This is a genomic window from Streptomyces sp. NPDC096048 (genome assembly GCF_044763415.1).
GTDB lineage: Bacteria > Actinomycetota > Actinomycetes > Streptomycetales > Streptomycetaceae > Streptomyces.
The window spans coordinates 98876-122688 of the sequence record NZ_JBIWGG010000007.1 but is presented as its reverse complement, the minus strand read 5'-3'; the positions used below and the strand labels follow the sequence as shown (position 1 = coordinate 122688).

Genomic DNA, 23813 nt, shown 5'->3' with positions numbered 1-23813 from the left:
CGCGAGGGAGTCTAAGGGTTGGGGCCGGGCGGGCGGCGTGGGATGGCACGGAGGTCGCACGACGAAGTGACGTAGAACGTGTGCCCGAGTGCCCGCGCGCCGACTTTCCGGGCACTGGAGGGCGACCGGCTACGACCGTCCCGGCGCCCCCACCTCGGGCAGCAGCGGCACCATGCGGTCCCAGCGGGAGATCTCGCAGCCGTCGCGGCGGTCGTACGTCACGTCGACGGGGCGTCCGGCCCAGGTGCCCGTGACGTGCGCGGTGGCCGGGCCGCCGTACTGCATGGTGCAGAAGCTGCCCTCCGGGACAGGGGCGAAGGTGTCCTCCCCCCACCGCGTGTCGCGCTCGACGACGGCACAGGCGCCGTCCGGGTCGGGGTGGCTGCCGCCGCGGGGGTGGCAGTACAGCTCGTACGTGCCGTCCGCGCCGGCGCCGGCGTCCCGGACGGTGACCGTCAGGTGATCGACGCCCGGCTCCTCGGTGCCTGCGGCGGCGGCCGGGTGCGCGGCGGACAGGGAGGCGAGGGAGGCGACGGACAGGGCGGCGGCGCCGAGGAGACGGGCGGCGGCGGGGAGGCGAGTGACCTGGACCATGACCTGACTAACGCGCAGACCTGCCGGACGTTGCGCGACCGGGCGGTAAGGGCTTTGCCCTGCGGCCTGCCCGCCTAGTACCGTAGGGGTCGATTGGTGACAGCGCGCTCAACTGTGTCATCATCGGCACGCGCCACTCGCGCTCGCACGCGAGATGGTGATGTTGTCTGGAGGCGTCGCCTAGTCCGGTCTATGGCGCCGCACTGCTAATGCGGTTTGGGTCTTAAAGCCCATCGAGGGTTCAAATCCCTCCGCCTCCGCACGGATCATCGAAGCCCCGGCCCACTCGGCCGGGGCTTCGATGCTGTCCGGGCCCGTCCGGCCTCGTTAGCTCGTTTCCTCGTTTTCGCAGGTCACAAGCGGTGCGGCCAATGGATTTCACATGGCGGCGGCAGTCATGTAATGTTCTTCCTGTCGCCGCGAGCGGGCCGAAAGGGCCGGGAGCGGCGGTAAAACTGAAGAAGACAAGCACTCGTAGCTTAACGGATAGAGCATCTGACTACGGATCAGAAGGTTGCAGGTTCGAATCCTGCCGAGTGCACAGCAGAGCAGAGGCCCCGTCGAGGTGATCGACGGGGCCTCTGGCGTTGCACCGTCGGGGTGATCGCCGTTCGCAACTGTGTCTAGGGTGTGCCCATGTTGCGAGGACGCGTCTTCATATCCAACCGGATATCCATCCGGCCGAGCCTCGACGGAGGACGCCGGTGAACAAGCCGCTGAGGGCCGTGGCGATCTTCTGCGGGCTGCTGGTGCTCGGCCTGCTGATCCGCGCGAACTGGCTGCAGTACGTCCGGGCCCCGGAGCTCGCCTCCGACACGAAGAACCGGCGGGTGCAGATCGAGCAGTTCGCCACCGCGCGCGGGGACATCATCGTCGGTGGCCGGGCGATCACGGGCTCCACCGAGACCGAGGGCACCGACCTCAAGTACAAGCGCACCTACGCCGACGGGCCGATGTACGCGCCGGTGACGGGGTACGCGTCGCAGGCCCAGGGCATGACGCTGCTGGAGAAGACCTACGACTCCATCCTGACCGGCAAGGACGACCGGCTGGCCTTCCAGCGGTTCGCCGACGTCGTCAGCGGTGAGGGCCGGCGGGCCGGGTCGGTGGTCACCACCATCGACCCGAAGGCGCAGAAGGCCGCCTGGAAAGGGCTGACCGACCTGAAGGGCGCGCGGGGCGCCGTGGTCGCGCTGGATCCGGCGACGGGGAAGGTGCTGGCCATGGTGTCGGCGCCCTCCTACGACCCGTCGGTGTTCGCGGGCAGCACCTTCAAGGAGTCCGACCGCTTCGTGGCGCTCGACAAGAAGAAGAACAAGCCGCTGGCCAACCGCGCGCTGCGCGAGACCTACCCGCCGGGCTCCACCTTCAAGATCCTCACCGCGGCCGCCGCGCTGGAGCACGGCGTCGTCACCGATGTCGACGCCCGTACCGACGCCGTCTCCCCGTACCCCCTGCCGCAGTCCTCCAACAAGATCGGCAGTGAGGCCGGCGACGGGGTCTGCGACAAGGCCTCGATGAAGACCGCGATGCAGTACTCCTGCAACAACGTCTTCCTGGACGCCGCCTCCGAGCTGGGCCAGGACAAGCTGCGCGAGACGGCCGAGAAGTTCGGTTTCAACGAGAACGTCTACTCCGACGACTTCGGCGACCTGCTCGCCACGAAGAGCCTCTACCCCGAGAACCTCGACGCGCCGGGCACCGCGCTCACCGGCATGGGACAGGGCAGCCTCACCAGTACGCCGATGCAGATGGCCATGGTCACCGCCGGGCTGGCCAACGACGGCAAGGTGATGCAGCCGTACATCGTCGACGAGGTCAAGGGCCCCGACCTCGGCACGCTGGAGAAGACCGAGCCCGCGGTGATGAGCGAGGCGGTCTCCGCCGAGACCGCGCAGAAGGTCCAGCAGATGATGGAGTTCACCGCCAAGGAGGGCAGCGCCCGCCGCGCCCAGATCGACGGCATCACGGTCGGCGGCAAGACCGGTACCGCGCAGCGCGGTGTCAACGTGGACGACGAGGTGCCGTACGGCTGGTTCGTCTCCTACGGCAAGAAGGACGACGGGTCGTCCGTCGCCGTGGCCGTCTTCATCGACCCGACCGACATGGACATCTCCCGCGAGGACATCTCCGGTGGCGGCCTGGGCGCGCCCATCGCCAAGAGCGTCATGGAGGCGGTCCTCAAGCAGTGACGCCGGGGGCGGTGGTGGTCAGGCGCCCGCGGCGTCGTACGCCTCGCGGGCCCGCTCCACCGCCGCCATCCGCCGCTCCGTCCACAGCGCCAGATCTCTGACCTGCTCGGCGGCCTCCCGGCCGAGGCCGGTCAGGGAGTAGTCGACGCGGGGCGGGATCACCGGCTTGGCGTCCCGGTGGACCAGGCCGTCGCGCTCCAGAGTGCGCAGGGTCTGGGCCAGCATCTTCTCGCTGACCCGGCCGATCTCACGGCGCAGCTCGCTGAAGCGGTACGGGCGCTCCAGCAGCGCGATCAGGGCCAGGGTGCCCCAGCGGCTGGTGACGTGCTCCATGACCACGCGCTCCGGGCACATCGGCTCGCTCACCTTCATGCCCGTACGGTACGCCGGGGCGTGCACTGTCCGAGAGCCAGTGCACGCCCCGGCGTTGTCAGTGGTGCCCCCTACTCTCGACGGCGATGGCACAGGAGTGGAAGTGCTCGGGGCTGCGGTGGGCGGCGGACGGTCCCGTGCTGACATGGGTCGGGGGGCGGCGCAGTGCGCTGTCCCGGGGGAAGCGGGTGGCCTTCGGGGTCGCCGAGGGGGGTGTGCGGACATGTGTGGGAGCGCGGGGGCACGCGTGTCCGGTGCGGGCCGGTGTGACGGGACGGAGTACGGGGGCGCGGTGCGAGGAGTGTGCGCGGCTGGACCGGGCGCACTCCGTGGCCGCCGACACGATCGCGGACGATCCGCGGCCGTACCGCGTCTATCTGGCGTGGTTCGGGCCGGGCCTCGTCAAGGTGGGGATCACCGCGTACGAGCGGGGGGCCGCCCGGCTGCTGGAGCAGGGAGCCGTCTGCTTCAGCTGGCTGGGCCGCGGGCCCCTGATGTCCGCGCGCCGGACCGAGGAGCTGCTGCGGGCCGCGCTGGGTGTGCCCGACCGGATTCCGTACGCCCACAAGCGGGCGGTGCGGGCCGGGCTGCCGGAGACGGAGGCGGAGCGGACGGCCGAGATCGCGGAGCTGCACGCGCGGGCGGTCGCGCTCGGCGGCTGGCCGGAGTCGCTGACGCCGGAGCCGTTCCGGGGTGTGGACCACGCGGGCGTCTTCGGGATCGACGGGGCCGGCCGTGGACCGGCCGCCGTGGGGGAGGTGGCCGAGCTGGTGGCGGGCGGGGCGATCGGTGGCGAGCTGGTGGCGGCCGCCGGGCCGGATCTGCATCTGGCGACGGAGCGCGGGGTCGTCGTGCTGGACACGCGGCTGATGACGGGGTGGGAGCTGGTGTCCGCCGAGGGCGAGCCGTGCGCCGTGCCCGTGCGGGAGATCAGACGAGCGGCCGGAGTACAGGACGGGCTGTTCTGACCTCGTCCCCGGCCTCCGCCTCTCCTGCCGGGACCTCCTCGCCCCCTTGCCCCATATCCCTTGCCCCTCGCCCCCTCTCCTGCCGGGACCTCCTCGCCCCCTTGTCCGCGGGCGCGCGGGGCGCCATCGTGGCCCCATGAGTGATCAAGAGGCCGGGCAGGTCCGCCGGTTCTGGGCGGAGCTGGGGCTGCCCGGACTGGTCGACGTGCACACGCACTTCATGCCCGAGCGGGTGCTGCGCAAGGTCTGGGGCTACTTCGACGCCCTCGGTCCGCTGACCGGCGGAGTGGAGTGGCCGATCACCTATCGGCAGGAGGAGGACGAACGCACGGCGCTGCTGAGGAAGTTCGGGGTGCGCGCCTTCACCGCCATGCTGTATCCGCACAAGGCGGGCATGGCCCAGTGGCTCAACGGCTGGGCGGTGGACTTCGCCCGCCGGACCCCCGACTGCCTGCACACCTCCACCCTCTTCCCGGAGCCGGGCGTCGAGACGTACGTCCGCGAGGCCGTCGAGGCGGGGGCGCGGGTCTTCAAGGCGCATGTGCAGGTGGGGGCGTACGACCCGGCCGACGAGCTGCTCGACGCGGCCTGGGGCGTGCTCGCCGAGGCCGGGGTGCCGGTCGTCGTCCACTGCGGGTCCGGGCCCGCCCCCGGCAAGCACACCGGGCCCGAGCCCATCGCACGGGTGCTGGCGCGCCATCCCCGGCTGCGGCTGGTCGTCGCGCACCTCGGGATGCCCGAGTACGAGGACTTCCTGGACCTCGCCGAGCGGTACGGCGAGGTCCGGCTGGACACGACGATGGCGTTCACCGACTTCAGCGAGCGTCTCGCCCCCTTCCCCCGACGGGCACTGCCCCGGCTGGCCGGCCTCGGCGACCGCGTCCTGCTCGGCTCGGACTTCCCCAACATCCCGTACCCCTACCTGCACCAGCTGCGCGCGCTGGAGCGGCTGGAGCTGGGGGACGCGTGGCTGCGGGGCGTGTGCCACGACAACGCGGCCCGGCTGTTCGGGCTGCCGGGGCACTGAGGGGCCGGCGGGCAGTGCCCGAGAGGCCCGGTGGAACGGGACTGAGAGGCCCCTGTGGGTTTCTCAGAGAAATCACAGCTTGGGGAAAGGGTGCTCTCAGAGCGCCCCGACATCGTGTCCGGTATGACCACGACCTCGCCCCAGGGGCGCACCGAACTGCTGAGGCCGGACGGGAGCCCCGTCCGGGTGCTTGTAGTGGACGACGAGCTGTCCATCACCGAGCTGCTGTCCATGGCCCTGCGCTACGAGGGCTGGCAGATCCGCAGCGCGGGGGACGGACACGGTGCCGTTCAGGCCGCGCGCGAGTTCCGGCCCGACGCCGTCGTGCTGGACATGATGCTGCCCGACATGGACGGGCTGAGCGTGCTGGGGCGGCTGCGCCGCGACCTGCCGGACGTGCCGGTGCTGTTCCTGACCGCCAAGGACGCGGTCGAGGACCGCATCGCCGGGTTGACCGCCGGCGGGGACGACTACGTCACCAAGCCGTTCAGCCTGGAGGAGGTCGTCGCCCGGCTCCGCGGGCTGATCCGGCGTACCGGTGCCGCCGACCGGCGCTCCGAGTCCGTTCTCGTCGTCGGTGACCTCACCCTCGACGAGGACAGCCATGAGGTCACCCGGGGCGGCGACGGCATCCACCTCACCGCCACCGAGTTCGAGCTGCTGCGGTTCCTGATGCGCAATCCGCGGCGCGTGCTGAGCAAGGCGCAGATCCTCGACCGCGTGTGGTCGTACGACTTCGGCGGGCAGGCCAACGTCGTCGAGCTGTACATCTCCTACCTGCGCCGGAAGATCGACGCCGGTCGCGAGCCGATGATCCACACCCGGCGCGGTGCCGGCTACCTGATCAAGCCCGCGGCGTGAGCGGACGGCGACGACCGCGCCCGCGGACGCTGCGGACGCGGCTCGTCGTCGCGTCGGTGGCGCTGATCGCGGTGGTGTGCGCGGTGATCGGGACGGTGACGACGGTGGCGTTGCGGTCGCATCTCTACGAGCAGCTGGACGGGCAGCTGCGGGAGGTCGCCGGGCGGGTGTCCGGGTTCGGGCCACCCGGCGAACCCGAGGCCGGTGGCGGGGGCCCGCAGCGGATGGACCTCGACGAGTTCGTCACCCGCGGCCCGCAGCCGCTCGGCACGATCGTCGCCGAGCTGCGGGACGGTGTCGTCGTCGACGCCAAGTACGGCGAGAGGGACGACGACAGCACCAGCTTCAGCGGCATCAGCCCGGTCGCCCTCACCGAGGCCGGGCGGGCCGCGCTGGCCTCCGTGCCCCGGGACGGGGACACGCACACCGTCGAGATCCCCGGCCTGGGCGACTACCGCGTGGAGTACCGGGACGGCTACTACGCCGCCGTCCCCACCTCCGAGGTCACCGGCACCATCAGCACCCTGATCCTCGTGGAGGCCAGCGTCACCGCCGCCGGTCTCATCGCCGCCTCCCTCGCCGGGACCGTCATCGTCGGCGTCGCCACCCGGCCCCTGCGCAAGGTCGCCGCCACCGCGACCCGGGTCTCCGAACTGCCCCTGCACGCGGGCGAGGTGAACCTCGACGAACGCGTCCCGGAGTCCGAGTGCGACCCGCACTCCGAGGTCGGCCGGGTCGGTGCCGCGCTCAACCGGATGCTGAACCACGTACACGGCGCGCTGCACGCACGGCAGGCGAGCGAGACGCGGGTCCGGCAGTTCGTCGCGGACGCCAGCCATGAGCTGCGTACGCCGCTCGCCTCCATCCGCGGGTACGCCGAACTCACCCGCAGGGGACGGGAACAGGTCGGACCCGACACCCGGCACGCGCTGGGCCGGATCGAGTCCGAGGCCGGGCGCATGACCCTGCTGGTGGAGGACCTGCTGCTGCTCGCCCGCCTGGACGCCGGCCGGCCGTTGCAGTTCGAGCCGACCGACCTCGTACCGCTCGTCGTGGACACCGTCAGCGACGCCCGCGCGGCCGGCCTCGACCACAACTGGCGGCTCGACCTGCCCGAGGAACCCGCACTGGTGTCGGCGGACGCCGCCCGGCTCCAGCAGGTGCTGGTCAACCTGCTGGGCAACGCCCGCAACCACACCCCGCCCGGTACGACCGTCACCGCGCGCGTGCGGACCGCCGGGGCCTGGCTGTGCGTGGACGTCGAGGACGACGGGCAGGGCATCCCGGCCGAGTTGCTGCCGCGTGTCTTCGAACGGTTCGCGCGCGGCGACTCCGCGCGGTCCCGCGCCACCGGCTCGACGGGTCTCGGGCTCGCCATCGTGCAGGCCGTGGCGTCCGCGCACGGCGGTGCCGTGACGGTCGACAGCGTGCCGGGGCGGACGGTCTTCACCCTGCACCTGCCGGCGCTCTCGGCCGGCGAAACGCGGTGGCGGCCGCACTCACAGGCACGGCACAGCGTCACCACACGGGCGCGACAGGGGACTTGAGAAAAGTCGGTCCCATGCGAACCGACTCTTCTCCCGGCTCCCTGCCGGCGCGGGAGCATCTCCCGGCCGCAGGAGCCGGTACGCCTGTCCTGGACGTAGTGGTCCCCGTGTACAACGAGGAGAAAGACCTCCGGCCGTGCGTCCTGAGACTGCACGAGCACCTGTCGCGGACGTTCCCGTACGCCTTCCGCATCACGGTCGCGGACAACGCGTCCACGGACGCCACCCCGCACGTCGCGGCGCGGCTGGCGGCGGAACTCGCCGAGGTCACGGTCTTCCGGCTGGAGCAGAAGGGGCGCGGCCGGGCCCTGCGGACCGTCTGGTCGGCCTCCGACGCCCCCGTCCTCGCCTACATGGACGTCGACCTGTCCACCGACCTGAACGCGCTGCTGCCGCTGGTGGCGCCGCTGATATCCGGTCACTCGGACCTCGCGATCGGCTCCCGGCTCGCCCGCAGCTCCCGGGTGGTGCGCGGCGCCAAGCGGGAGTTCATCTCCCGCTCCTACAACCTCATCCTGCGCGGCTCCCTCCAGGCCCGCTTCTCCGACGCCCAGTGCGGCTTCAAGGCGATCCGCCGGGATGTGGCCCGGGTACTGCTGCCGCTGGTGGAGGACACCGGCTGGTTCTTCGACACCGAGATGCTGGTGCTCGCCGAGCGCGCCGGGTGCCGGATCCACGAGGTGCCGGTCGACTGGGTCGACGACCCGGACTCCACCGTGCACATCGTGCGGACGGCGGCCGAGGACCTCAGGGGCGTGTGGCGGGTCGGCAAGGCCCTGGCCACCGGTTCGCTGCCGCTGGACCGGCTGGCGCGGCCCTTCGGTGACGACCCGCGCGACCGTGACCTGAAGGACGTACCGCAGGGGCTGGCCCGACAGCTCGTCGGCTTCTGCGTCGTAGGCGTCCTGTCCACCCTCTTCTATCTGCTGCTCTACAGCGGCTTCCGCCACTTCGGCGGCTCGCAGTCCGCCAACGCGCTCGCCCTGCTGGTCTCCGCGGTCGCCAACACCGCCGCCAACCGGCGGCTGACCTTCGGCGTGCGGGGCTGCGGCGGCGCGGTGCGGCACCAGGCGCAGGGGCTGGTGGTCTTCGGCATCGGTCTCGCCCTGACCGCCGGGTCGCTCGCCGCCCTGAACGCGGCGACGGCCGACCCGGGCCACTCCACCGAGCTGGCGGTGCTGATCGCCGCCAACCTCGCGGCCACCGTGCTGCGCTTCCTGCTCTTCCGCGCCTGGGTGTTCCCGGACGCGCCGCCCGCCGTGGGCGCGCCGCTGACCGCGAATCCGCCGGACGGGCGGCTTCCGGAGCCGTACCGCACCTGGAGCGACGCCACCGTGCGCCTGCAGCCGGTGCCCCCCGCCGACACCGACCCGAGGGACGGACGATGACGACGCACTACGACCGGACGACGCACGCGGGGGACGCACGACCTCCGGACGGCCAGGACGCGGGCCCGCCGCCGGTGCCGCCCGCTCCCGTGCGGCGACGGGAGCCACGTCGGCCCCGCCTCCGCGGACTGTGGCGGGGCCGCCCCGAGGACCCCCGCTGGGTGCGCCCGGCCTTCCTCGGCCTGCTGCTGGCCACCGCCCTGCTCTACCTCTGCGGCCTGAGCGCCTCGGGCTACGCCAACTCCTTCTACTCGGCCGCTGTACAGGCGGGCAGCCAGTCCTGGAAGGCGTTCTTCTTCGGCTCGCTCGACGCCGGGAACGCCATCACCGTCGACAAGCCCCCGGCCGCGCTGTGGCCGATGGCGCTGGCGGTGCGGATCTTCGGGCTGAGTTCGTGGTCGATCCTCGTCCCCGAGGTGCTGATGGGCGTCGCGACGGTCGCCGTCGTGTACGCGGCGGTGCGCCGCCGGTTCAGTCCCGCGGCCGGGCTGATCGCCGGTGCCGTGCTGGCGCTGACGCCGGTCGCGGCGCTGATGTTCCGGTTCAACAACCCGGACGCGCTGCTGGCGCTGCTGATGTCCGTCGCCTGCTACCTCGTCGTCCGCGCGCTGGAGGACGGCCGGACCAAGTGGCTGGTGTGGGCCGGCGTCGCGATCGGGTTCGCGTTCCTCACCAAGACCCTCCAGGCCTTCCTGATCCTGCCCGCGCTCGCCCTCGTCCACGGCGTCTGCGCGCCGGTGCGGCTGAAGAAGCGGCTGGGGCAGCTGGCCCTGGCGGCCGTCGCGATCGTCGTCTCCGGGGGCTGGTGGGTCGCGATCGTCGAGCTGTGGCCGGCCTCGTCGCGCCCGTACGTCGGCGGCTCGCAGAACAACAGCTTCCTGGAGCTGACCTTCGGCTACAACGGCCTCGGCCGGCTCAACGGCGAGGAGACCGGCAGCGTCGGCGGCGGTGGCGGCGGTACGGGCGGTGCCGGCGGCGGGCAGTGGGGCGAGACCGGCTGGGACCGGATGTTCAACTCCGAGATCGGCGGCCAGATCTCCTGGCTGCTCCCGGCCGCCCTCGTCCTGCTCGTGGCGGGCCTGGTCGCCACGCGGCGCGGCGGCCGTACCGACACGGCTCGCGCGTCCTTCCTGGTCTGGGGCGGCTCGCTGCTGATGACCACGGCCGTCTTCAGCTTCATGGCGGGCATCTTCCACCAGTACTACACGGTGGCCCTCGCGCCCTACCTGGCGGCCGTGGTCGGCATGGGCTCGGCGGCGCTGTGGGAGCGCCGCGAGCGCGGCTGGGCGTCCCTCGCCCTCGCCGCGGCCGTCACGGCGACCGCGGCCTGGGGGTACGTCCTGCTCAACCGCACGTCCGACTACCTGCCCTGGCTGAAGTGGCTGGTCCTCGTCGGCGGTCTGGTCGCCGCGCTCGGCTTGGTCTTCGCCGGGCGGCTGCGGCGGCGGCTCGTGCCTGCGGTGGCGGGGCTGGGTCTCGTGGCGTCGCTGGCGGCGCCCACCGCGTACACGCTGAGCACCGTGCGGGAGGGGCACAGCGGCTCCATCGTCACGGCCGGTCCGGCCGGCGCGAGCATGATGGGGGGCCCGGGCGGTGGCGGCGGTGGCCGGGGCGGTGGACCCGGGGGCGGCGGCTTCCCCGGCGGCGGGAACGCGCCCGGCGGCCAGGGGCAAGGCCAGGGCCAGGGGCAGGGCGCTCAAGGCAACGGCGGCAACGGCGGCAACGGCAGCGGCGGCCAGGGCGGCTTCCCAGGCGGCACACCCGGCCAGGACGGTCAGACGGCTCCCGGCGGCCGGACCGCCCCGAACGGCCAGACCGCTCCCGGCGGCCGGACCGGCGAGGGCGGCGGCATGACCGGAGGCGGCGGCATGGGCGGCCTGCTCAACGGCGCCCAGGTCGACTCCGAGGCCAGGAAGCTGCTGGAGACCGACGCCGACCGGTACACCTGGGTCGCCGCCGCGGTCGGCTCCCAGAACGCCGCGAGCTACCAGCTCAGCACCGGTGACCCGGTGATGGCGATCGGCGGCTTCAACGGAACGGACCCGTCGCCGACACTGGCCCAGTTCGAGAAGTACGTGGCGGACGGAAGGATCCACTACTTCATCGGGGGCGGCGGCGCGGGCGGCATGGGCGGCGACTCCGGCACCTCGTCGCAGATCACGTCGTGGGTCGAGGCCAACTTCGAGGAGGTCACGGTCGGTTCGGCCACCTTCTACGACCTCACGCGGCCGACGAACTGATCACAGCTGATCACGCTGATCACAGGAGGAAGACTCTGCTGTACAGCGTATAAGAGCCCTTATACGCTGTACAGCATGACGACGTCCTTCCAGGAACAGGAAGCCGCGCCCACGGTCCAGGGACACCCGCAGCGCTGGCTGATCCTCGGTGTCATCAGCCTCGCCCAGTTGACCGTGGTGCTGGACAACACCGTGCTGAACGTGGCCATCCCCTCGCTCACCGACGAGCTCGGCGCGACCACCTCGGACATCCAGTGGATGATCAACGCCTACTCGCTGGTCCAGTCCGGCCTGCTGCTCACCGCGGGCAGCGCGGCCGACCGCTACGGCCGCAAGAAGATGCTGGCCACGGGCCTCGCCCTGTTCGGCCTCGGCTCGCTGGCGGCGGGACTCGCGGACACCACCGGCCAGTTGATCGCGGCGCGGGCCGGTATGGGGGTCGGCGGCGCGCTGCTGCTGACCACCACGCTCGCCGTGGTCATGCAGATCTTCGCGCCGGCGGAGCACGCGAAGGCGATCGGCATCTGGAGCGCGGTCAGCGCCCTCGGCTTCGCGTGCGGGCCGCTGATCGGCGGTTTCATGCTGGACCACTTCTGGTGGGGCGCGATCTTCCTGATCAATCTGCCGGTCGTGGCGCTCGGCCTGGTCGCGGTCGTGGCCCTGGTCCCGGAGTCGAAGAACCGGCAGGGCGACCGCCCCGACCTGCTCGGCGCCGTACTGTCCACGGTCGGCATGGGCGCACTGGTCTACGCGATCATCTCCGGCCCCGAGCACGGCTGGGCGTCGGGCAGGGTGCTCGCCACGGCGGCCGTCGCGGTGGGCGTGCTCGCGCTCTTCGCGTACTGGGAGAGCCGCATCCCGTACCCCATGCTCGACCTGGACTTCTTCCGCAACCAGCGGTTCACGGGCGCGGTGGCGGGGCTGGTGCTGATCACCTTCGGCATGGGCGGCGCGCTGTTCCTGCTCACCCAGCACCTGCAGTTCGTGCTCGGGTACGGCCCGCTGGAGGCGGGGGTGGCGACCGCTCCGCTGGCGCTGACCGTGGTGCTGCTGAACTTCTCCGGCGTGGCGGCGAAGTGGCTGGCCAGGCTGGGTACGCCGGGGGCGGTACTGCTCAGCATGGTGCTGATGTCGGCGGGCCTGGTGGTCATCGCCACCCTCACCGGCGAGGGCTACGCGGGCACGCTGCTGGGTCTGCTGCTGATCGGCGTGGGCTGTGCGCTCGGCAACCCGGCCATGGCACACGCGATCATGAGCTCGATACCGCCGGCCAAGGCGGGGGTCGGCGCGGGCATCAACGGTACGTTGGCGGAGTTCGGCAACGGGCTGGGCGTGGCGGTGCTGGGCGCGGTGCTGAACTCGCGGTTCGCGGCGCTGGTGCCGGTGGCGGCGGCCTCGTTGCCGGCGGCGTTGGCCTCGGCGGAGGGGGAGGCGGAGCGGGAGCGGGTGATCGACGCGTTCTCCTCCGGGCTGGAGAGCAGTCAGTTGGTGGGGGCGGTGGCCGTGCTGCTCGGCGGGGTGGTGGCGTCGGTGTTGTTGCGCAGGGCGGACAAGGCGGGCGTCTGAGCACCCGGGCGGTGGGACATCCGCGCGGCCGCGGGCTCGTTGTGGCTGGTCGCGCCCGCGCGGCGGAGCCGTACATTGACACTGACCCGCGCCCCTGAAGGGGCGCCCAGCATGACCGGCATCGGTGAGCGAGGTGGGTGCGCATGGCGAAGGCAGGCCAGGGGCCGCGGGCCAGTGTCTGGCTGGCGGGCGAGGACCGTCGGAGCGGGCGGCGCGGCGGCCGGCCGTCCGGGCTGGACCGGGAGCGGATCACCGAGGTCACCGTCCGGCTGCTGGACGCCGAGGGCCTGGCCAAGTTCTCCATGCGCCGTCTGGCCGCCGAGCTGGACGTCACCGCGATGTCCGTCTACTGGTACGTCGAGACCAAGGACGAGCTGCTCGAACTCGCCCTCGACGCCGTCTACGGCGAGCTGCGCCACCCCGGCCCGGAGGCCGGCGAGGACTGGCGCGGGCAGCTGCGCGCGCTGGCGCGGGAGAACCGCAGGCTGCTGGTGCGCCACCCCTGGATGTCCCAGCTGACCGGCACCTACCTCAACATCGGGCCCCACTCGCTGGCCTTCTCCCGTCAGGTGCAGGGCGTCATGCGTCGCACCGGCCTGCCCACGCACCGTCTGACCGGCGCCATCTCCGCCGTCTTCCAGTTCGTCTACGGCTACGGCACCATCGAGGGCCATCTTCTCGCCCGGGCGGCGGACACCGGCATGAGCCTGGACGACTACTTCCAGGACTCCATGAACGCGGCGGCCGAGTCGCCGGAGAACGCGGACGTCATCGCGGAGTCCCGGGCGATCATGTCGGCCCGCGGCGGCGACACGGTCGCCGAGATGCTGGACCGGGACTACGAGTTCGCGTTGGACCTGCTGGTGGCGGGCATCGAGGCGATGGTCGAGCGAGGGTGACCGTCCCGCCCCGCGGTCAGTCGTCCGTCGCCAGCCGCGCCGGGAAGCCGCCCGTCGCCACCGGCCCCCACTTCTCCGGTGTCACCCGAATGATCGACTTTCCCTGCTCCACCATGGCCCGCCGGTACTCGTCCCAGTCGGGGTGCTCGCCCGCGATGTTGCGGTAGTACTCCACGAGCGGTTCCACGGAGTCGGGCGTGTCGATGACCTCCGCCGTGCCGTCGATCTGGACCCAGGGGCCGTTCCACTCGTCGCTGAGCACGATGAGGCTGACCCGCGGGTCGCGGTGCGCGTTGCGGGTCTTGGCCCGCTCCGGGTAGGTGGAGACCACGATCCGGCCGGAGTCGTCGACCCCGCAGGTCAGCGGCGATCCCTGCGGGCTGCCGTCGGCCCGCCGGGTCAGCAGGACCGCCCGGTGCCGGGGGCGTACGAAGTCCAGCAGCTCGGCCAGGGAGACACGGGTGTTCGTCGCGATGTTCGGTGCCATGCCGCCAGCCTAGGCCGCGGCCTCGCGGCCCGGCTCGCTGTCCGGCCCGCCGCCCGGCCCGCCCTCCGGGTGCAGCGCCTCCGCGAGGTTGTCGTACACCGGCACGTCTCGGCGCAGCCCGGACAGCTCCAGGACGCGGCTCGGTACGCCCGTCGGGGCGGCCACCACCCGCAGCCGGGTGTGCCGGTGGGTGCGGTGGTGGACCTCGGCGAGGAGGCGGACGCCCTGGGAGTCCATGAAGCGGGTCGCGGTCAGGTCCAGGACGAGGACGCGCAGGTCTTCGGAGTGGTGGTCCACCGCGGTCATGATCAGGGGCAGCAGCCCCGTGGCGTTGCAGAAGTCGATCTCGGGGGGCAGTGCGAGCACGGCGTAGCCGGGCGGGTCGCACGGCTCGCAGGGTGGGGGGAGGAAGGTCACGTCACTCACCTGACAGACGTCAGCCGGCTTCCGGTCGAGGCCGCTTCCTGACCCGGACCCCATTCCATCACGCCGCCGAGGGGGCGGGGAAGGTGCCCGCCCGGTCCTTCGGCCGGGCGTCACCGGCTGGCAACCAAGCAGCTAAAGTGCTGTTCGTCCTGTGCTCGCAGTCGGGAATGTGCTGCGGAGCTCTCCTGCGCACGGCCGTGTGGCCGCGCATGCCGAAGAGGTTCGTGGTGGCTGCGTCCGAATTTACTGATTTGCCGCGTTTTCCTGCGGGTTTCGAGCTGGCCGAGGCCCTGACGGCCGCGGCTCGCCATCTGCACGGAACGGGCACCCCGGACGACACCCTGAGCGCCGCGGTCGAGCTGGCCGTGCGCCTGCTGCCCGGCGCGGAGCACGCGGGCATCTCGGAGATCCAGCGCGGCAGCCGGCTCCGCACCCTCGCCTGGACCGACGAGGCCGTACGGTTCGCGGCCGAGCCCCGGAACGGCGGCGGCCGTGAGCCGCATCCGGACTGGGAGCGTCTGTGGAGCACGCCGGTGGTCCGGATAGACGACAGCGAGGCCGACGGCGGCGGCAACGCCCTCTCCGGCCTCGGTCTCCGTTCCGCGCTGTCCCTGCGGCTGCGCGCCGACCGGCGCCGCCTGACCGTGCTGACGGCGTACGCCCGCAAGCCGCAGGCCTTCGGCGAGGACGCCACCCGCATCGGCCGGCTGTTCACCGCGCACGTCTCCCTCGCCCTGGACTCGGCGACGGTGCGCGAGCAGCTCACCGAGGCCATGCGCACCCGGGACCTGATCGGCCAGGCCACCGGCATCCTCATGGAGCGGATGAACATCGACGCGGCCGGAGCCTTCGACTCCCTGGTGAAGGCCTCGCAGCGGGAGAACGTGAAACTGCGCGACCTCGCCCGCCGCATCGTCGACGTGAACACGGGTACGGGGGGACGAGGCGTGGGCGAGCGGTGACGGGATATCCGTACGGACATGACCTCGGAGATCCGCGACACGCTGGACCACGCGATAGCGCGCAGTCAGGGGCTCGACACCCTGCTGCGTGACCTGACCGACCGCGCGGTCGGTCAGGTGCCCGGCGCCGTCGCCTGCTCGGTGACGGTGCGCCGTGCCGACCGGCTGATGACTCTGGCGGGCAGCTCCGGTCTGCCCAGCGGCCTGGACCTGCGGCAGTACGAGAACGGCTCGGGCCCCTGTGTGGACGCCGCCGAGACGGGGAGCCCCCGGTACGCCCCCGACCTGGCCACGGAGACCCGCTGGCCCGCGTACACGGAGTACGCGCTGGCCACCGGTGTGCGCTGCGTACTGGCGCTGCCGCTGGCCGTCGAGGGCGAGACGGGCGCCGCACTCAACTTCTACGGCCTGGAGCCCGACTCGCTGGCCGAGGGGCGTGAAGCGGCCGGCACCTTCGCGGAGCGGGCCGCGGACGCCGTGAACGAGGCCCTGCGCCTGGAGCGGCAGCAGGCGTCGGCCGCCGACGTGCGCACCGCCCTGCTCTCCCGCAGCGTCATCGACCAGGCGGTCGGCATGCTCATGGCCCGGGAGCGGATCGACGCCCACCGGGCCCTGGAGCGGCTGCGCCGGGCCTCGCAGCACCGGAACGTCAAGCTCCGGGACCTGTGCGGCGAGCTGGTGGCCCGGGCGTCCGGCGGCGCCGCACGCGGCCGTGACTCGAGCGGCCGGCCGTGACTCAGGCGGCCGTTCGTGACTCAGGCAGCCGACCGTGGCTCAGGCGGCCGGCAGTGACTCGCCCTGGACCGCCTGGATGTCCAGCTCGACCCTGAGTGTCGTACCGATGGCGGCGATGCCGGCCTGGAGGACCTGGTTGTAGTTCATGGCGAAGTCCTCGCGGCGCAGTTCCGTCGTCGCGCGGAACGCCGCCCGGGTGCCGCCCCACGGGTCGGCGCCGGTGCCGAGGTAGGCCAGGTCCAGGTCGACCTGGCGGACGACGCCGTGCAGGCCCAGCTCGCCGCGGACCGTCCAGCGGTCCTGCCCGGCCTGCGTCACGCCCGAGGAGCGGTAGGTGATCTCCGGGTACCGCTCGACGTCGAGGAAGTCGGCGGAGCGCAGGTGGGTGTCGCGCATGCCGTTGCCGGTGTCGATGGAGGCCGCCCGGATCACCGCCTCGACCCGGGACTTGGTGACGTCGTCCGGCGCGATCTCGACGGTGCCGGCGAACTCCGTGAACCGGCCGTGCACGCTGGAGATGCCCAGGTGCTGGGCGACGGCGGCCACGCTGGAGTGCGCCGGGTCGACGGTCCACGGCCCCGGCGGCGGCAGCTCGGTGCCGCCCTGGCGGGCCAGCGTCACGGTGCCGACCTCGGCCCGGCCGCTCGCGGTGACGATCGCGCTGGACGCGGCGGGCGCGTAGCCGACGGCGGTGACGATCACGGTGTACGCGCCCGGCGACAGCGGGGTGGCGTCCCGCACGGCGCCCTCGGCGTCCGCCTCGGCGCGCAGCACCTGCGTGCCGGTCATGTCGGTCACCGTGACGACCGCGTGCGACACGGCCCATCCGTCCCGCGTTCGGATCCTCGCGGTCAGTCCCATCCCGTTTTCTCCCTGCGAATGCTCAGAAACGTGGTCGTAAAGGTCGTAAAGAAGGTCGTTCGAAGAGGGTCGTGCAGAAAGGTCGTGCAGAAGGTCGGAAAGAGACCGGCCCGTGGCGGGCGGGCGCGCCTCCGCTCAGAGCGCGCTCGCCACCACGGGCCGGGGCCTCGCTACTCGCCGGGGTGGGCGAGCTCGATGTCGTGGCCGTCGGCACCCGGGCCGGCGACCGTCAGGGCCGTCGCCACCGGCGGGTAGCCGGTCGCGATGACGGTGTACTCACCGGCGTCCAGGTCGGTGAAGGCGTACGCCCCGTCCGCACCGGTGGTGGCCGTGCCGACCACGTTGCCCGCCGCGTCGACGAGCGTGACGCGGGCGTCGGCCAGCGGACCGTGCGGCGCCCGCACGACACCCTGGACCTGCGCGCCGGCCTGGAGGTCGACCTCGACCCGGGTGACCCCGGTGCCGCCGACCTCCAGCGGGAGGGCGCGCGGCCGGTAGCCGGCGGCGTTGACCGCGACGGTCACCGTGCCCGGCACCAGCTCGGTGAAGGAGAACTCGCCCGCCTCACCGGTGGCGGCGGAGGCCAGCAGGTCCCCGCGCACATCGGTCACGATCACCATCGCGTCCTTGACCGGCAGCCCGCTCTCCACGGCCCGGACCAGGCCGGTCAGCCCGCTGGTGCCGCTGAGGAGGATGTCGTACGCGACCGGCTCGTCGTTCACGACGATCGTCGACGCCTGCGGCTGGAAGCCGTCCGCGGAGGCGATCAGGACGTACGAGCCCGCGCTCGGCGCGTCGAGGACGTAGGAACCGTCGGCCTGGGCGACCGAGCGGCCCAGCTGCCGGCCGCCCAGCGAGATCAGCGTGACCGCGGCCTGCGGGACCGGTGCGGACTCGGCGCCGCGGACGAAGCCGCGGACCGCGATGCCACCGGAGACGGGCGCCCCCGGCTCACCGGAGCCGGTCGTCGTCGCCACGGCGGCGAGCCGCTGCGTGGCCTCGGGGCGCAGACCCGGCTCGGCGACCGAGGTGGCCGACGTGGCCGAGGTGGCCGAAGTGCCCGACGTGGCCGTGGGAGCCGCCGGCGCGGCAGCCATCGCACCGGCCGGAACCGGCTCGGGGGCGACCCGGGTGGCCTCGGCCGGGGCCGGGGCCCCCGGGGGGGCGGTCTCGGCGGAAGCCTCCGCCGCCTGGGCCAGGGCACCCGAGGTGCGCAGCGGCACCTCCTTGATGAACAGCGTCACCAGGAAGCCGAGCAGCGCGATCGGCGCGACGTACAGGAAGATGTCGGCGATGCCGTGCCCGTAGGCGCTCTCCAGCCATGCGCGGATGCCGGGGGGCAGCGTGCTCATGTCGGGGATCGCGCCGCCGCCGGAGGTCTTGGCGGCCGCGGCCTGCTCCTGCGGGCTGAGCTGCCCGATGGTGTCCGAGGCGTAGTGGCTGATCCGGGACGACATCACGGAGCCGAGCACCGAGACGCCCACCGCGCCGCCGAGGGACCGGAAGAAGGTCACGACGGAGGAGGCCGCGCCCAGGTCGCTCGGGGCCACCTGGTTCTGCGTGCACAGGACGAGGTTCTGCATCATCATGCCGACGCCGAGGCCCATCAGCGCCATGAAGATCGCGATGTGCCAGTACGCGGTGTCGTACCGCATGGTGCTGAGCAGGCCCAGGCCCGCCGTGAGCAGCACGCCGCCGGCCAGCAGCCAGCCCTTCCACTTGCCGGTCTTGGTGATGATCTGGCCGGAGACCGTGGACGAGACGAACAGGCCGCCGATCATCGGAATGGTCATGACGCCCGACATGGTCGGGGACTCACCGCGTGCCAGCTGGAAGTACTGGCTGAAGTAGACGGTGCCCGCGAACATCGCGATGCCGACGAACAGCGAGGCCAGCGAGGCCAGCGCGATGGTGCGGTTCCTGAACAGGCGCAGCGGGATGATCGGCTCGCTGGCCTTCGACTCGACGAGGAGGAAGATCAGCGTCAGCACGATCGCGCCGCCGACCATGGCACCGGTCTGCCAGGACCTCCAGGAGTACTTGTCGTCCGCGAAGGTGACCCAGACGAGCAGCAGGCTCACGGCCGCGGTGACGAAGAAGGCGCCGGCCCAGTCGACCTTGACCTTCCGCTTGACCACGGGCAGGTGCAGCGTCTTCTGCAGCACGATCAGCGCGAGGATCGCGAAGGGCACGCCGACGTAGAGGCACCAGCGCCAGCCGAGCCAGCTGGTGTCGGTGATGACACCGCCGAGCAGCGGACCGCCGACGGTCGCGACGGCGAAGGTCGCGCCCAGGTAGCCGGAGTAGCGCCCGCGCTCACGCGGGGAGATCATCGCGGCCATGATGATCTGCGCCAGCGCCGCCAGACCGCCGGCGCCCAGGCCCTGGATGCCTCGCGCGGTGATCAGCATCCCGGGGTTCTGCGACAGGCCGGCCACGACGGAGCCGATGACGAAGACGATCAGGGCTATCTGGACCAGGGCCTTCTTGCTGACCAGGTCCGCGAGCTTGCCCCACAGGGGGGTGGAGGCGGTCATCGTCAGCAGCGAGGCGGTGACGACCCAGGTGTAGGCGCTCTGGCCGCCGCCGAGGTCGCCGATGATCTCGGGCAGGGCGTTGGTGACGATGGTCGAGGACAGGATGGCGCAGAACATGCCGAGCAGCAGCCCGGACAGCGCTTCCATGATCTGCCGGTGCGTCATCGGAGCGTCTCCGTTGGAGCCTCCCCCGTGCTTGGCATGAGCCCGCACACCGGCTGGTGTGGTCGTTGCCATGGACTTCCTTTACTTATGTGGTGATCGCGGGTGTACGGGTGGACTGTTCGTCCCCGGACGGTGCGGGTGGCCGGGGAGCGGGCCCCCGGCAGTCGTCGAAGCTGGCCCTGAGGCGGGCCATGAGCCGGGTGAGCTGGCCGACCTCGTCGTCGGACCAGTCGCTCAGCCGGTGGGCGAGCATCTGACTGGTCCGGTCGGCGATGTCGTCGAGCCGGCCCTGGCCCGCGGGCGTCAGGCGAAGGATGCGCGAGCGCTTGTCCGCGGGGTCGGGGGACCGTTCGATCCAGCCCCGCTCGGCGACGTGGGCGACGTGGCGGCTGGTCACTGACATGTCCACGGCCAGGAGTTCCGCGAGCTTGCTCATGCGCATGTCTCCGTGGCGGCCGAGCAGGGTCAGCACGGCGACGGATCCGCTGGGGCAGTCGGACGGCAGGAGCCGTCCCATCTCCCGCTTCACGGCGCCGAAGGCGCTGAACTGACGGATCAGCTCCTCGTACTGCGCCTTCTCGGCCATGCGCACCTCCCGTTTTTGTTGCTTAGGGCAACCATAAGTTCGGTTGGTTGCTACAGGCAAATAAAAACGGGTCACCCGGGTACAAAAAGTTGGCAAAGGCAAGTATTGCGAAAGTAAACGTGCAGGTGGCAGGCGCTCGGCGGGGGCGGGGTGGGGGCAGGGCGGCGGAGGGGCGGGAGCAAGGGAGCTGGGGAGCCCCGCACTTGGGCCGCATCGACGGATTCGCTAGTGTCTCGGCCCATGGCTAACAACCAGGGCCCCCAGGGCAATAACGACCCCGCAGGCAGCACCCAGATGTTCCGCGCGTTCGTCGACGACGCCCCCCAGTCCCGGCAGGCGGCCCCCGCCGCCTCCTCCGGGCCCCGCATCGGCCTGATCGTCGGCATCGTGGTCGCCGTGGTGATCGTCGCGGCCGTGGCCTGGCTGGCGCTGAAGTAGAACCGGCGCCGGAGCGGAACCGGCACCGCGCAGACACAGACGACGGCGACCGCCGCGGCACCCCCGAGGTGCCGCGGCGGTCGCCGGGCTGTCGTGGACGGGCCTTGGGGGCCTGTCTGTCGGCGCTAGTCCGAGATCAGGCCCTCGCGCAGCTGTGAGAGGGTCCGGGTCAGCAGCCGGGAGACGTGCATCTGCGAGATGCCGACCTCCTCGCCGATCTGAGACTGGGTCATGTTGGCGAAGAAGCGCAGCATGATGATCCGCCGCTCCCGGGGCGGCAGCTTGGCCAGCAGCGGCTTGAGGGACTCGCGGTACTCCACGCCCTCCAGTGCCGTGTCCTCGTAGCCCAGGCGGTCCGCCAGCGAGCCCTCGCCGCCGTCGTCCTCCGGGGCCGGGGAGTCCAGCGAGGAGGCGGTGTAGGCGTTGCCGACCGCGAGGCCGTCGACGACGTCCTCCTCGGAGACGCCCAGTACGGCGGCCAGCTCGCCGACCGTCGGGGAGCGGTCCAGCTTCTGGGAGAGCTCGTCGCTGGCCTTCGTCAGGGCCAGGCGCAGCTCCTGGAGCCGGCGCGGGACGCGCACCGACCACGAGGTGTCGCGGAAGAACCGCTTGATCTCCCCGACCACCGTCGGCATCGCGAACGTCGGGAACTCCACGCCCCGTTCGCAGTCGAAGCGGTCGATCGCCTTGATCAGGCCGATGGTGCCGACCTGGACGATGTCCTCCATCGGCTCGTTGCGGGAGCGGAAGCGGGCGGCGGCGTAGCGCACCAGCGGGAGGTTGAGCTCGATCAGGGTGTCCCGGACGTAGGCACGCTCGGGGCTGTCCTCGTCGAGGGCGGCGAGCCGCAGGAACAGGGAGCGGGACAGGGTGCGGGTGTCGATGGCCTCCGTGGCCGGAAGGGTCTGGGCCGGCACGGCGTCGAGGTTCGGTACGGCTTCGATGGCCTGGACGTCATCGACGGGGCCGAGCGCCTCGATCGTGTCGGGCGCGGTCTCGCTCTCCGCGAGCGCGAGCACCTTCGAGCTGCCCTGGTCTGCGGACATGCCACCCCCTTTGGGTCGCGGGACGGTCGCGGCACACGCTCCCACGCCGGGAACGCAGCCTTCACCTGAATACCGGAGCCGGAGCTCCGGCAAACGCGTCTCCGGCAGAATGTCACATGTCGGCAACGCGCTGTAGTGACATGTCGACATCCGAGACGCGAATTCCCCCTGGAAAAAGGGGGTCTGACGGTCTTTCGGCCCGATTCCGCCCGCAACGGCCCTGGTGAGCGATTCGCTCGCCCCGGTGACTACTGATACGCGCTTTCGATATGCGGGGAGGCCGTGTGCCGAGACTACGCGTCGATCCGGTTGGAGGACCTCAACCGCTGGAAACTACGGGCCAGTAGCCGCGAGACGTGCATCTGGGAGACGCCCAGCTCCGCACTGATCTGCGACTGGGTGAGGTTGCTGTAGTAGCGCAGCAGCAGAATGCGCTGTTCCCGTTCCGGCAGTTGGACAAGCAGGTGCCGGACCAGGTCGCGGTGCTCGACGCCGTCGAGAGCGGGGTCCTCGTAGCCGAGCCGGTCGAGCAGTCCGGGCAGCCCGTCGCCCTCCTGGGCGGCCTCCAGCGAGGTGGCGTGGTACGACCGTCCCGCCTCGATGCAGGACAGCACCTCCTCCTCGCTGATGCGCAGCCGCTCGGCGATCTCGGCGGTCGTCGGGGAGCGCCCGAAGGCGGTCGTCAGGTCCTCGGTCGCGCTGTTGACCTGCACCCACAGCTCGTGCAGCCGGCGCGGTACGTGCACCGTGCGGACGTTGTCGCGGAAGTACCGCTTGATCTCGCCGACGACGGTCGGCATCGCGAACGTCGGGAACTGCACGCCCCGCTCCGGGTCGAACCGGTCGATCGCGTTGATGAGCCCGATGGTGCCGACCTGGACGACGTCCTCCATCGGCTCGTTGCGGGAGCGGAAGCGGGCGGCGGCGTAGCGCACCAGGGGCAGGTTGGCCTCGATGAGCGCAGCGCGCACCCGGTCGTGCTCCGGTGTGCCCGGGGTGAGGCACTTCAGCTCACCGAAGAGCACCTGGGTCAGGGCCCGGGTGTCGGCGCCCCGGCTGCGCTGCGGCGCGGGCTCCGGCGCGGTCGGCTCCTGGGCCTGTGCGGTCGGTTCCTGGGCCTGGGCAGGCGGCGCGGGCGGTGCTTGAGGCGCAGTACTGGCCGGCACGGTCAACTCCACCTCGTGATCTGTCAACTCTTCCGTAACTCATCCGTCAAAAGCGGTCATAGCATCACAAGACATGTGCACTGTGTGCAAGCACCGCATAACGTCGTGTTGAGTGAACGCGGCCGTGAACCCGTCCGTGAGCGCGACGTGAATGCGGTCGTGAACGCGGCCGTGAACGCGAAGCGGCCCCGCACCGGAGGGGTGCGGGGCCGGAGCGGCGCGGCCGGCTAGAACTCGTAGTCGGCGATCACCCAGGTGGCGAACTCCCGCCACAGCGCGACGCCCGCCTGGTGTGCCGGGTGGTCCACGTAGCGCCTGAGGGCGTCGGTGTCGTCCACGGCCGAGTTGATGGCGAAGTCGTAGGCGATGGGCCGGTCGCTGATGTTCCAGGCGCACTCCCAGAAGCGCAGTTCCTCGATCTGGCCGCCGAGCGCACGGAACGCCTCGACGCCCTCCACGACGCGCGGATCGTCGCGTCGCACGCCTTCGTTCAGCTTGAACAGCACCAGGTGGCGGATCATCACTTTCCTCCGTTGGCGGCCCAGGTCATGAAGTCGCCGACGGCACTCGCCGCGTCGGAGATGCCCTGGAAACCTATCTGGACGTAGTCGGCGGCCTTCGCCGGATCCGTGATGATCACATAGAGCGCGAAGACCACGAGCACGTAGACGGCGACCTTCTTCGCATTCACCGCCACCGCGGCCTCCCCTGTCCCTTGACGCTCGCCTTCGATCGGTCATGATCGCACGA

At 71.7% G+C, this 23813-nt stretch carries 23 protein-coding genes and 2 tRNA genes; 14 read left to right on the top strand and 11 right to left on the bottom strand.

Annotated features, from left to right (window positions below; translation table 11 throughout):
* Nucleotides 1–129: 129 nt before the first annotated feature.
* Complete coding sequence (locus tag ACIQ6R_RS20555) at nucleotides 130–594, bottom strand: SSI family serine proteinase inhibitor (protein ID WP_404222750.1); 465 nt, start codon at nucleotides 592–594, stop codon at nucleotides 130–132.
* A gap of 169 nt (nucleotides 595–763) precedes the next feature.
* On the opposite strand from ACIQ6R_RS20555, the gene ACIQ6R_RS20550 reads away from it, so the two are divergent.
* From ACIQ6R_RS20550 to ACIQ6R_RS20540, 3 genes are all read left to right on the top strand, one after another.
* Nucleotides 764–854 (top strand) — tRNA-Ser (locus ACIQ6R_RS20550).
* Between the two features lie 208 nt (nucleotides 855–1062).
* Nucleotides 1063–1135, top strand: a tRNA-Arg gene (locus tag ACIQ6R_RS20545).
* A gap of 163 nt (nucleotides 1136–1298) precedes the next feature.
* Entirely contained in the window at nucleotides 1299–2786 is a 1488-nt protein-coding gene (locus ACIQ6R_RS20540; protein WP_404172677.1) for a peptidoglycan D,D-transpeptidase FtsI family protein, read from the top strand.
* A gap of 18 nt (nucleotides 2787–2804) precedes the next feature.
* Here ACIQ6R_RS20540 and ACIQ6R_RS20535 read toward each other — a convergent pair whose 3' ends face one another.
* Complete coding sequence (locus ACIQ6R_RS20535; protein WP_404222749.1) at nucleotides 2805–3158, bottom strand: winged helix-turn-helix transcriptional regulator; 354 nt, start codon at nucleotides 3156–3158, stop codon at nucleotides 2805–2807.
* Nucleotides 3159–3244: 86 nt separating this feature from the next.
* Here ACIQ6R_RS20535 and ACIQ6R_RS20530 point away from each other — a divergent pair, with 86 nt between their 5' ends.
* From ACIQ6R_RS20530 to ACIQ6R_RS20495, 8 genes are all read left to right on the top strand, one after another.
* A complete protein-coding gene (locus ACIQ6R_RS20530) occupies nucleotides 3245–4126 on the top strand; it encodes a DUF2797 domain-containing protein (RefSeq protein WP_404172671.1) in 882 nt (293 codons plus the stop codon).
* A gap of 136 nt (nucleotides 4127–4262) precedes the next feature.
* On the top strand, nucleotides 4263–5153 hold the full coding sequence (locus ACIQ6R_RS20525) for an amidohydrolase family protein (RefSeq protein ID WP_404172668.1): 891 nt from the start codon (nucleotides 4263–4265) through the stop codon (nucleotides 5151–5153).
* 123 nt (nucleotides 5154–5276) lie between these two features.
* On the top strand, nucleotides 5277–6014 hold the full coding sequence (locus ACIQ6R_RS20520; protein WP_193776373.1) for a response regulator transcription factor: 738 nt from the start codon (nucleotides 5277–5279) through the stop codon (nucleotides 6012–6014).
* On the top strand, nucleotides 6011–7561 hold the full coding sequence (locus ACIQ6R_RS20515) for an ATP-binding protein (protein ID WP_404222748.1): 1551 nt from the start codon (nucleotides 6011–6013) through the stop codon (nucleotides 7559–7561). The genes ACIQ6R_RS20520 and ACIQ6R_RS20515 overlap by 4 nt, the downstream gene beginning before the upstream one ends.
* 14 nt (nucleotides 7562–7575) lie before the next feature.
* Entirely contained in the window at nucleotides 7576–8949 is a 1374-nt protein-coding gene (locus tag ACIQ6R_RS20510; RefSeq protein WP_404222746.1) for a glycosyltransferase, read from the top strand.
* Entirely contained in the window at nucleotides 8946–11189 is a 2244-nt protein-coding gene (locus tag ACIQ6R_RS20505) for a glycosyltransferase family 39 protein (protein ID WP_404222745.1), read from the top strand. Before ACIQ6R_RS20510 ends, ACIQ6R_RS20505 begins: the two co-directional genes overlap by 4 nt.
* A 75-nt stretch (nucleotides 11190–11264) precedes the next feature.
* Nucleotides 11265–12755: an MFS transporter gene (locus ACIQ6R_RS20500; protein ID WP_404172656.1), complete on the top strand. Its 1491-nt coding sequence runs from the start codon at nucleotides 11265–11267 to the stop codon at nucleotides 12753–12755.
* Between the two features lie 143 nt (nucleotides 12756–12898).
* Entirely contained in the window at nucleotides 12899–13654 is a 756-nt protein-coding gene (locus ACIQ6R_RS20495; RefSeq protein WP_404172653.1) for a TetR/AcrR family transcriptional regulator, read from the top strand.
* Between the two features lie 16 nt (nucleotides 13655–13670).
* Here the strand turns inward: ACIQ6R_RS20495 and ACIQ6R_RS20490 are convergent, their stop codons facing one another.
* Together ACIQ6R_RS20490 and ACIQ6R_RS20485 are read right to left on the bottom strand one after the other, a co-directional pair.
* Nucleotides 13671–14141, bottom strand: a complete 471-nt coding sequence (locus ACIQ6R_RS20490) for a PPOX class F420-dependent oxidoreductase (RefSeq protein ID WP_375919300.1) — start codon at nucleotides 14139–14141, stop codon at nucleotides 13671–13673.
* Between the two features lie 9 nt (nucleotides 14142–14150).
* Nucleotides 14151–14558 (bottom strand): STAS domain-containing protein, encoded by a 408-nt coding sequence (locus ACIQ6R_RS20485; RefSeq protein WP_404222744.1) that lies wholly within the window; start codon nucleotides 14556–14558, stop codon nucleotides 14151–14153.
* Nucleotides 14559–14776: 218 nt separating this feature from the next.
* Between ACIQ6R_RS20485 and ACIQ6R_RS20480 the strand changes: the two genes are divergently transcribed.
* A complete protein-coding gene (locus ACIQ6R_RS20480) occupies nucleotides 14777–15529 on the top strand; it encodes an ANTAR domain-containing protein (protein ID WP_404222743.1) in 753 nt (250 codons plus the stop codon).
* 18 nt (nucleotides 15530–15547) lie between these two features.
* Nucleotides 15548–16264: a GAF and ANTAR domain-containing protein gene (locus ACIQ6R_RS20475; protein WP_404222742.1), complete on the top strand. Its 717-nt coding sequence runs from the start codon at nucleotides 15548–15550 to the stop codon at nucleotides 16262–16264.
* A gap of 39 nt (nucleotides 16265–16303) precedes the next feature.
* On the opposite strand, the gene ACIQ6R_RS20470 is transcribed toward ACIQ6R_RS20475, so the two are convergent.
* The 3 genes from ACIQ6R_RS20470 to ACIQ6R_RS20460 form a co-directional block, all read right to left on the bottom strand.
* Nucleotides 16304–17125: a YceI family protein gene (locus ACIQ6R_RS20470; protein WP_404222741.1), complete on the bottom strand. Its 822-nt coding sequence runs from the start codon at nucleotides 17123–17125 to the stop codon at nucleotides 16304–16306.
* Between the two features lie 170 nt (nucleotides 17126–17295).
* Nucleotides 17296–19899: an MFS transporter gene (locus tag ACIQ6R_RS20465; protein WP_404222740.1), complete on the bottom strand. Its 2604-nt coding sequence runs from the start codon at nucleotides 19897–19899 to the stop codon at nucleotides 17296–17298.
* Between the two features lie 13 nt (nucleotides 19900–19912).
* Nucleotides 19913–20413 (bottom strand): MarR family winged helix-turn-helix transcriptional regulator, encoded by a 501-nt coding sequence (locus ACIQ6R_RS20460; RefSeq protein ID WP_404172633.1) that lies wholly within the window; start codon nucleotides 20411–20413, stop codon nucleotides 19913–19915.
* 240 nt (nucleotides 20414–20653) lie between these two features.
* Here ACIQ6R_RS20460 and ACIQ6R_RS20455 point away from each other — a divergent pair, with 240 nt between their 5' ends.
* Complete coding sequence (locus tag ACIQ6R_RS20455) at nucleotides 20654–20851, top strand: hypothetical protein (protein ID WP_404172630.1); 198 nt, start codon at nucleotides 20654–20656, stop codon at nucleotides 20849–20851.
* Between the two features lie 125 nt (nucleotides 20852–20976).
* On the opposite strand, the gene ACIQ6R_RS20450 is transcribed toward ACIQ6R_RS20455, so the two are convergent.
* The 4 genes from ACIQ6R_RS20450 to ACIQ6R_RS20435 all read right to left on the bottom strand — a co-directional run bounded on the left by ACIQ6R_RS20450 (nucleotide 20977) and on the right by ACIQ6R_RS20435 (nucleotide 23760).
* A complete protein-coding gene (locus ACIQ6R_RS20450) occupies nucleotides 20977–21897 on the bottom strand; it encodes an RNA polymerase sigma factor SigF (protein ID WP_375922566.1) in 921 nt (306 codons plus the stop codon).
* A 293-nt stretch (nucleotides 21898–22190) separates the two neighbouring features.
* Nucleotides 22191–23063, bottom strand: coding sequence for an RNA polymerase sigma factor SigF (locus tag ACIQ6R_RS20445; RefSeq protein ID WP_404172627.1), 873 nt, complete (start codon nucleotides 23061–23063; stop codon nucleotides 22191–22193).
* Between the two features lie 227 nt (nucleotides 23064–23290).
* The gene (locus tag ACIQ6R_RS20440) at nucleotides 23291–23584 is read right to left on the bottom strand and encodes a Dabb family protein (RefSeq protein ID WP_404172624.1); all 294 of its coding nucleotides are present in this window, start codon (nucleotides 23582–23584) and stop codon (nucleotides 23291–23293) included.
* Nucleotides 23584–23760, bottom strand: coding sequence for a hypothetical protein (locus tag ACIQ6R_RS20435; RefSeq protein ID WP_121747901.1), 177 nt, complete (start codon nucleotides 23758–23760; stop codon nucleotides 23584–23586). The genes ACIQ6R_RS20440 and ACIQ6R_RS20435 overlap by 1 nt, the downstream gene beginning before the upstream one ends.
* Nucleotides 23761–23813: the final 53 nt, after the last annotated feature.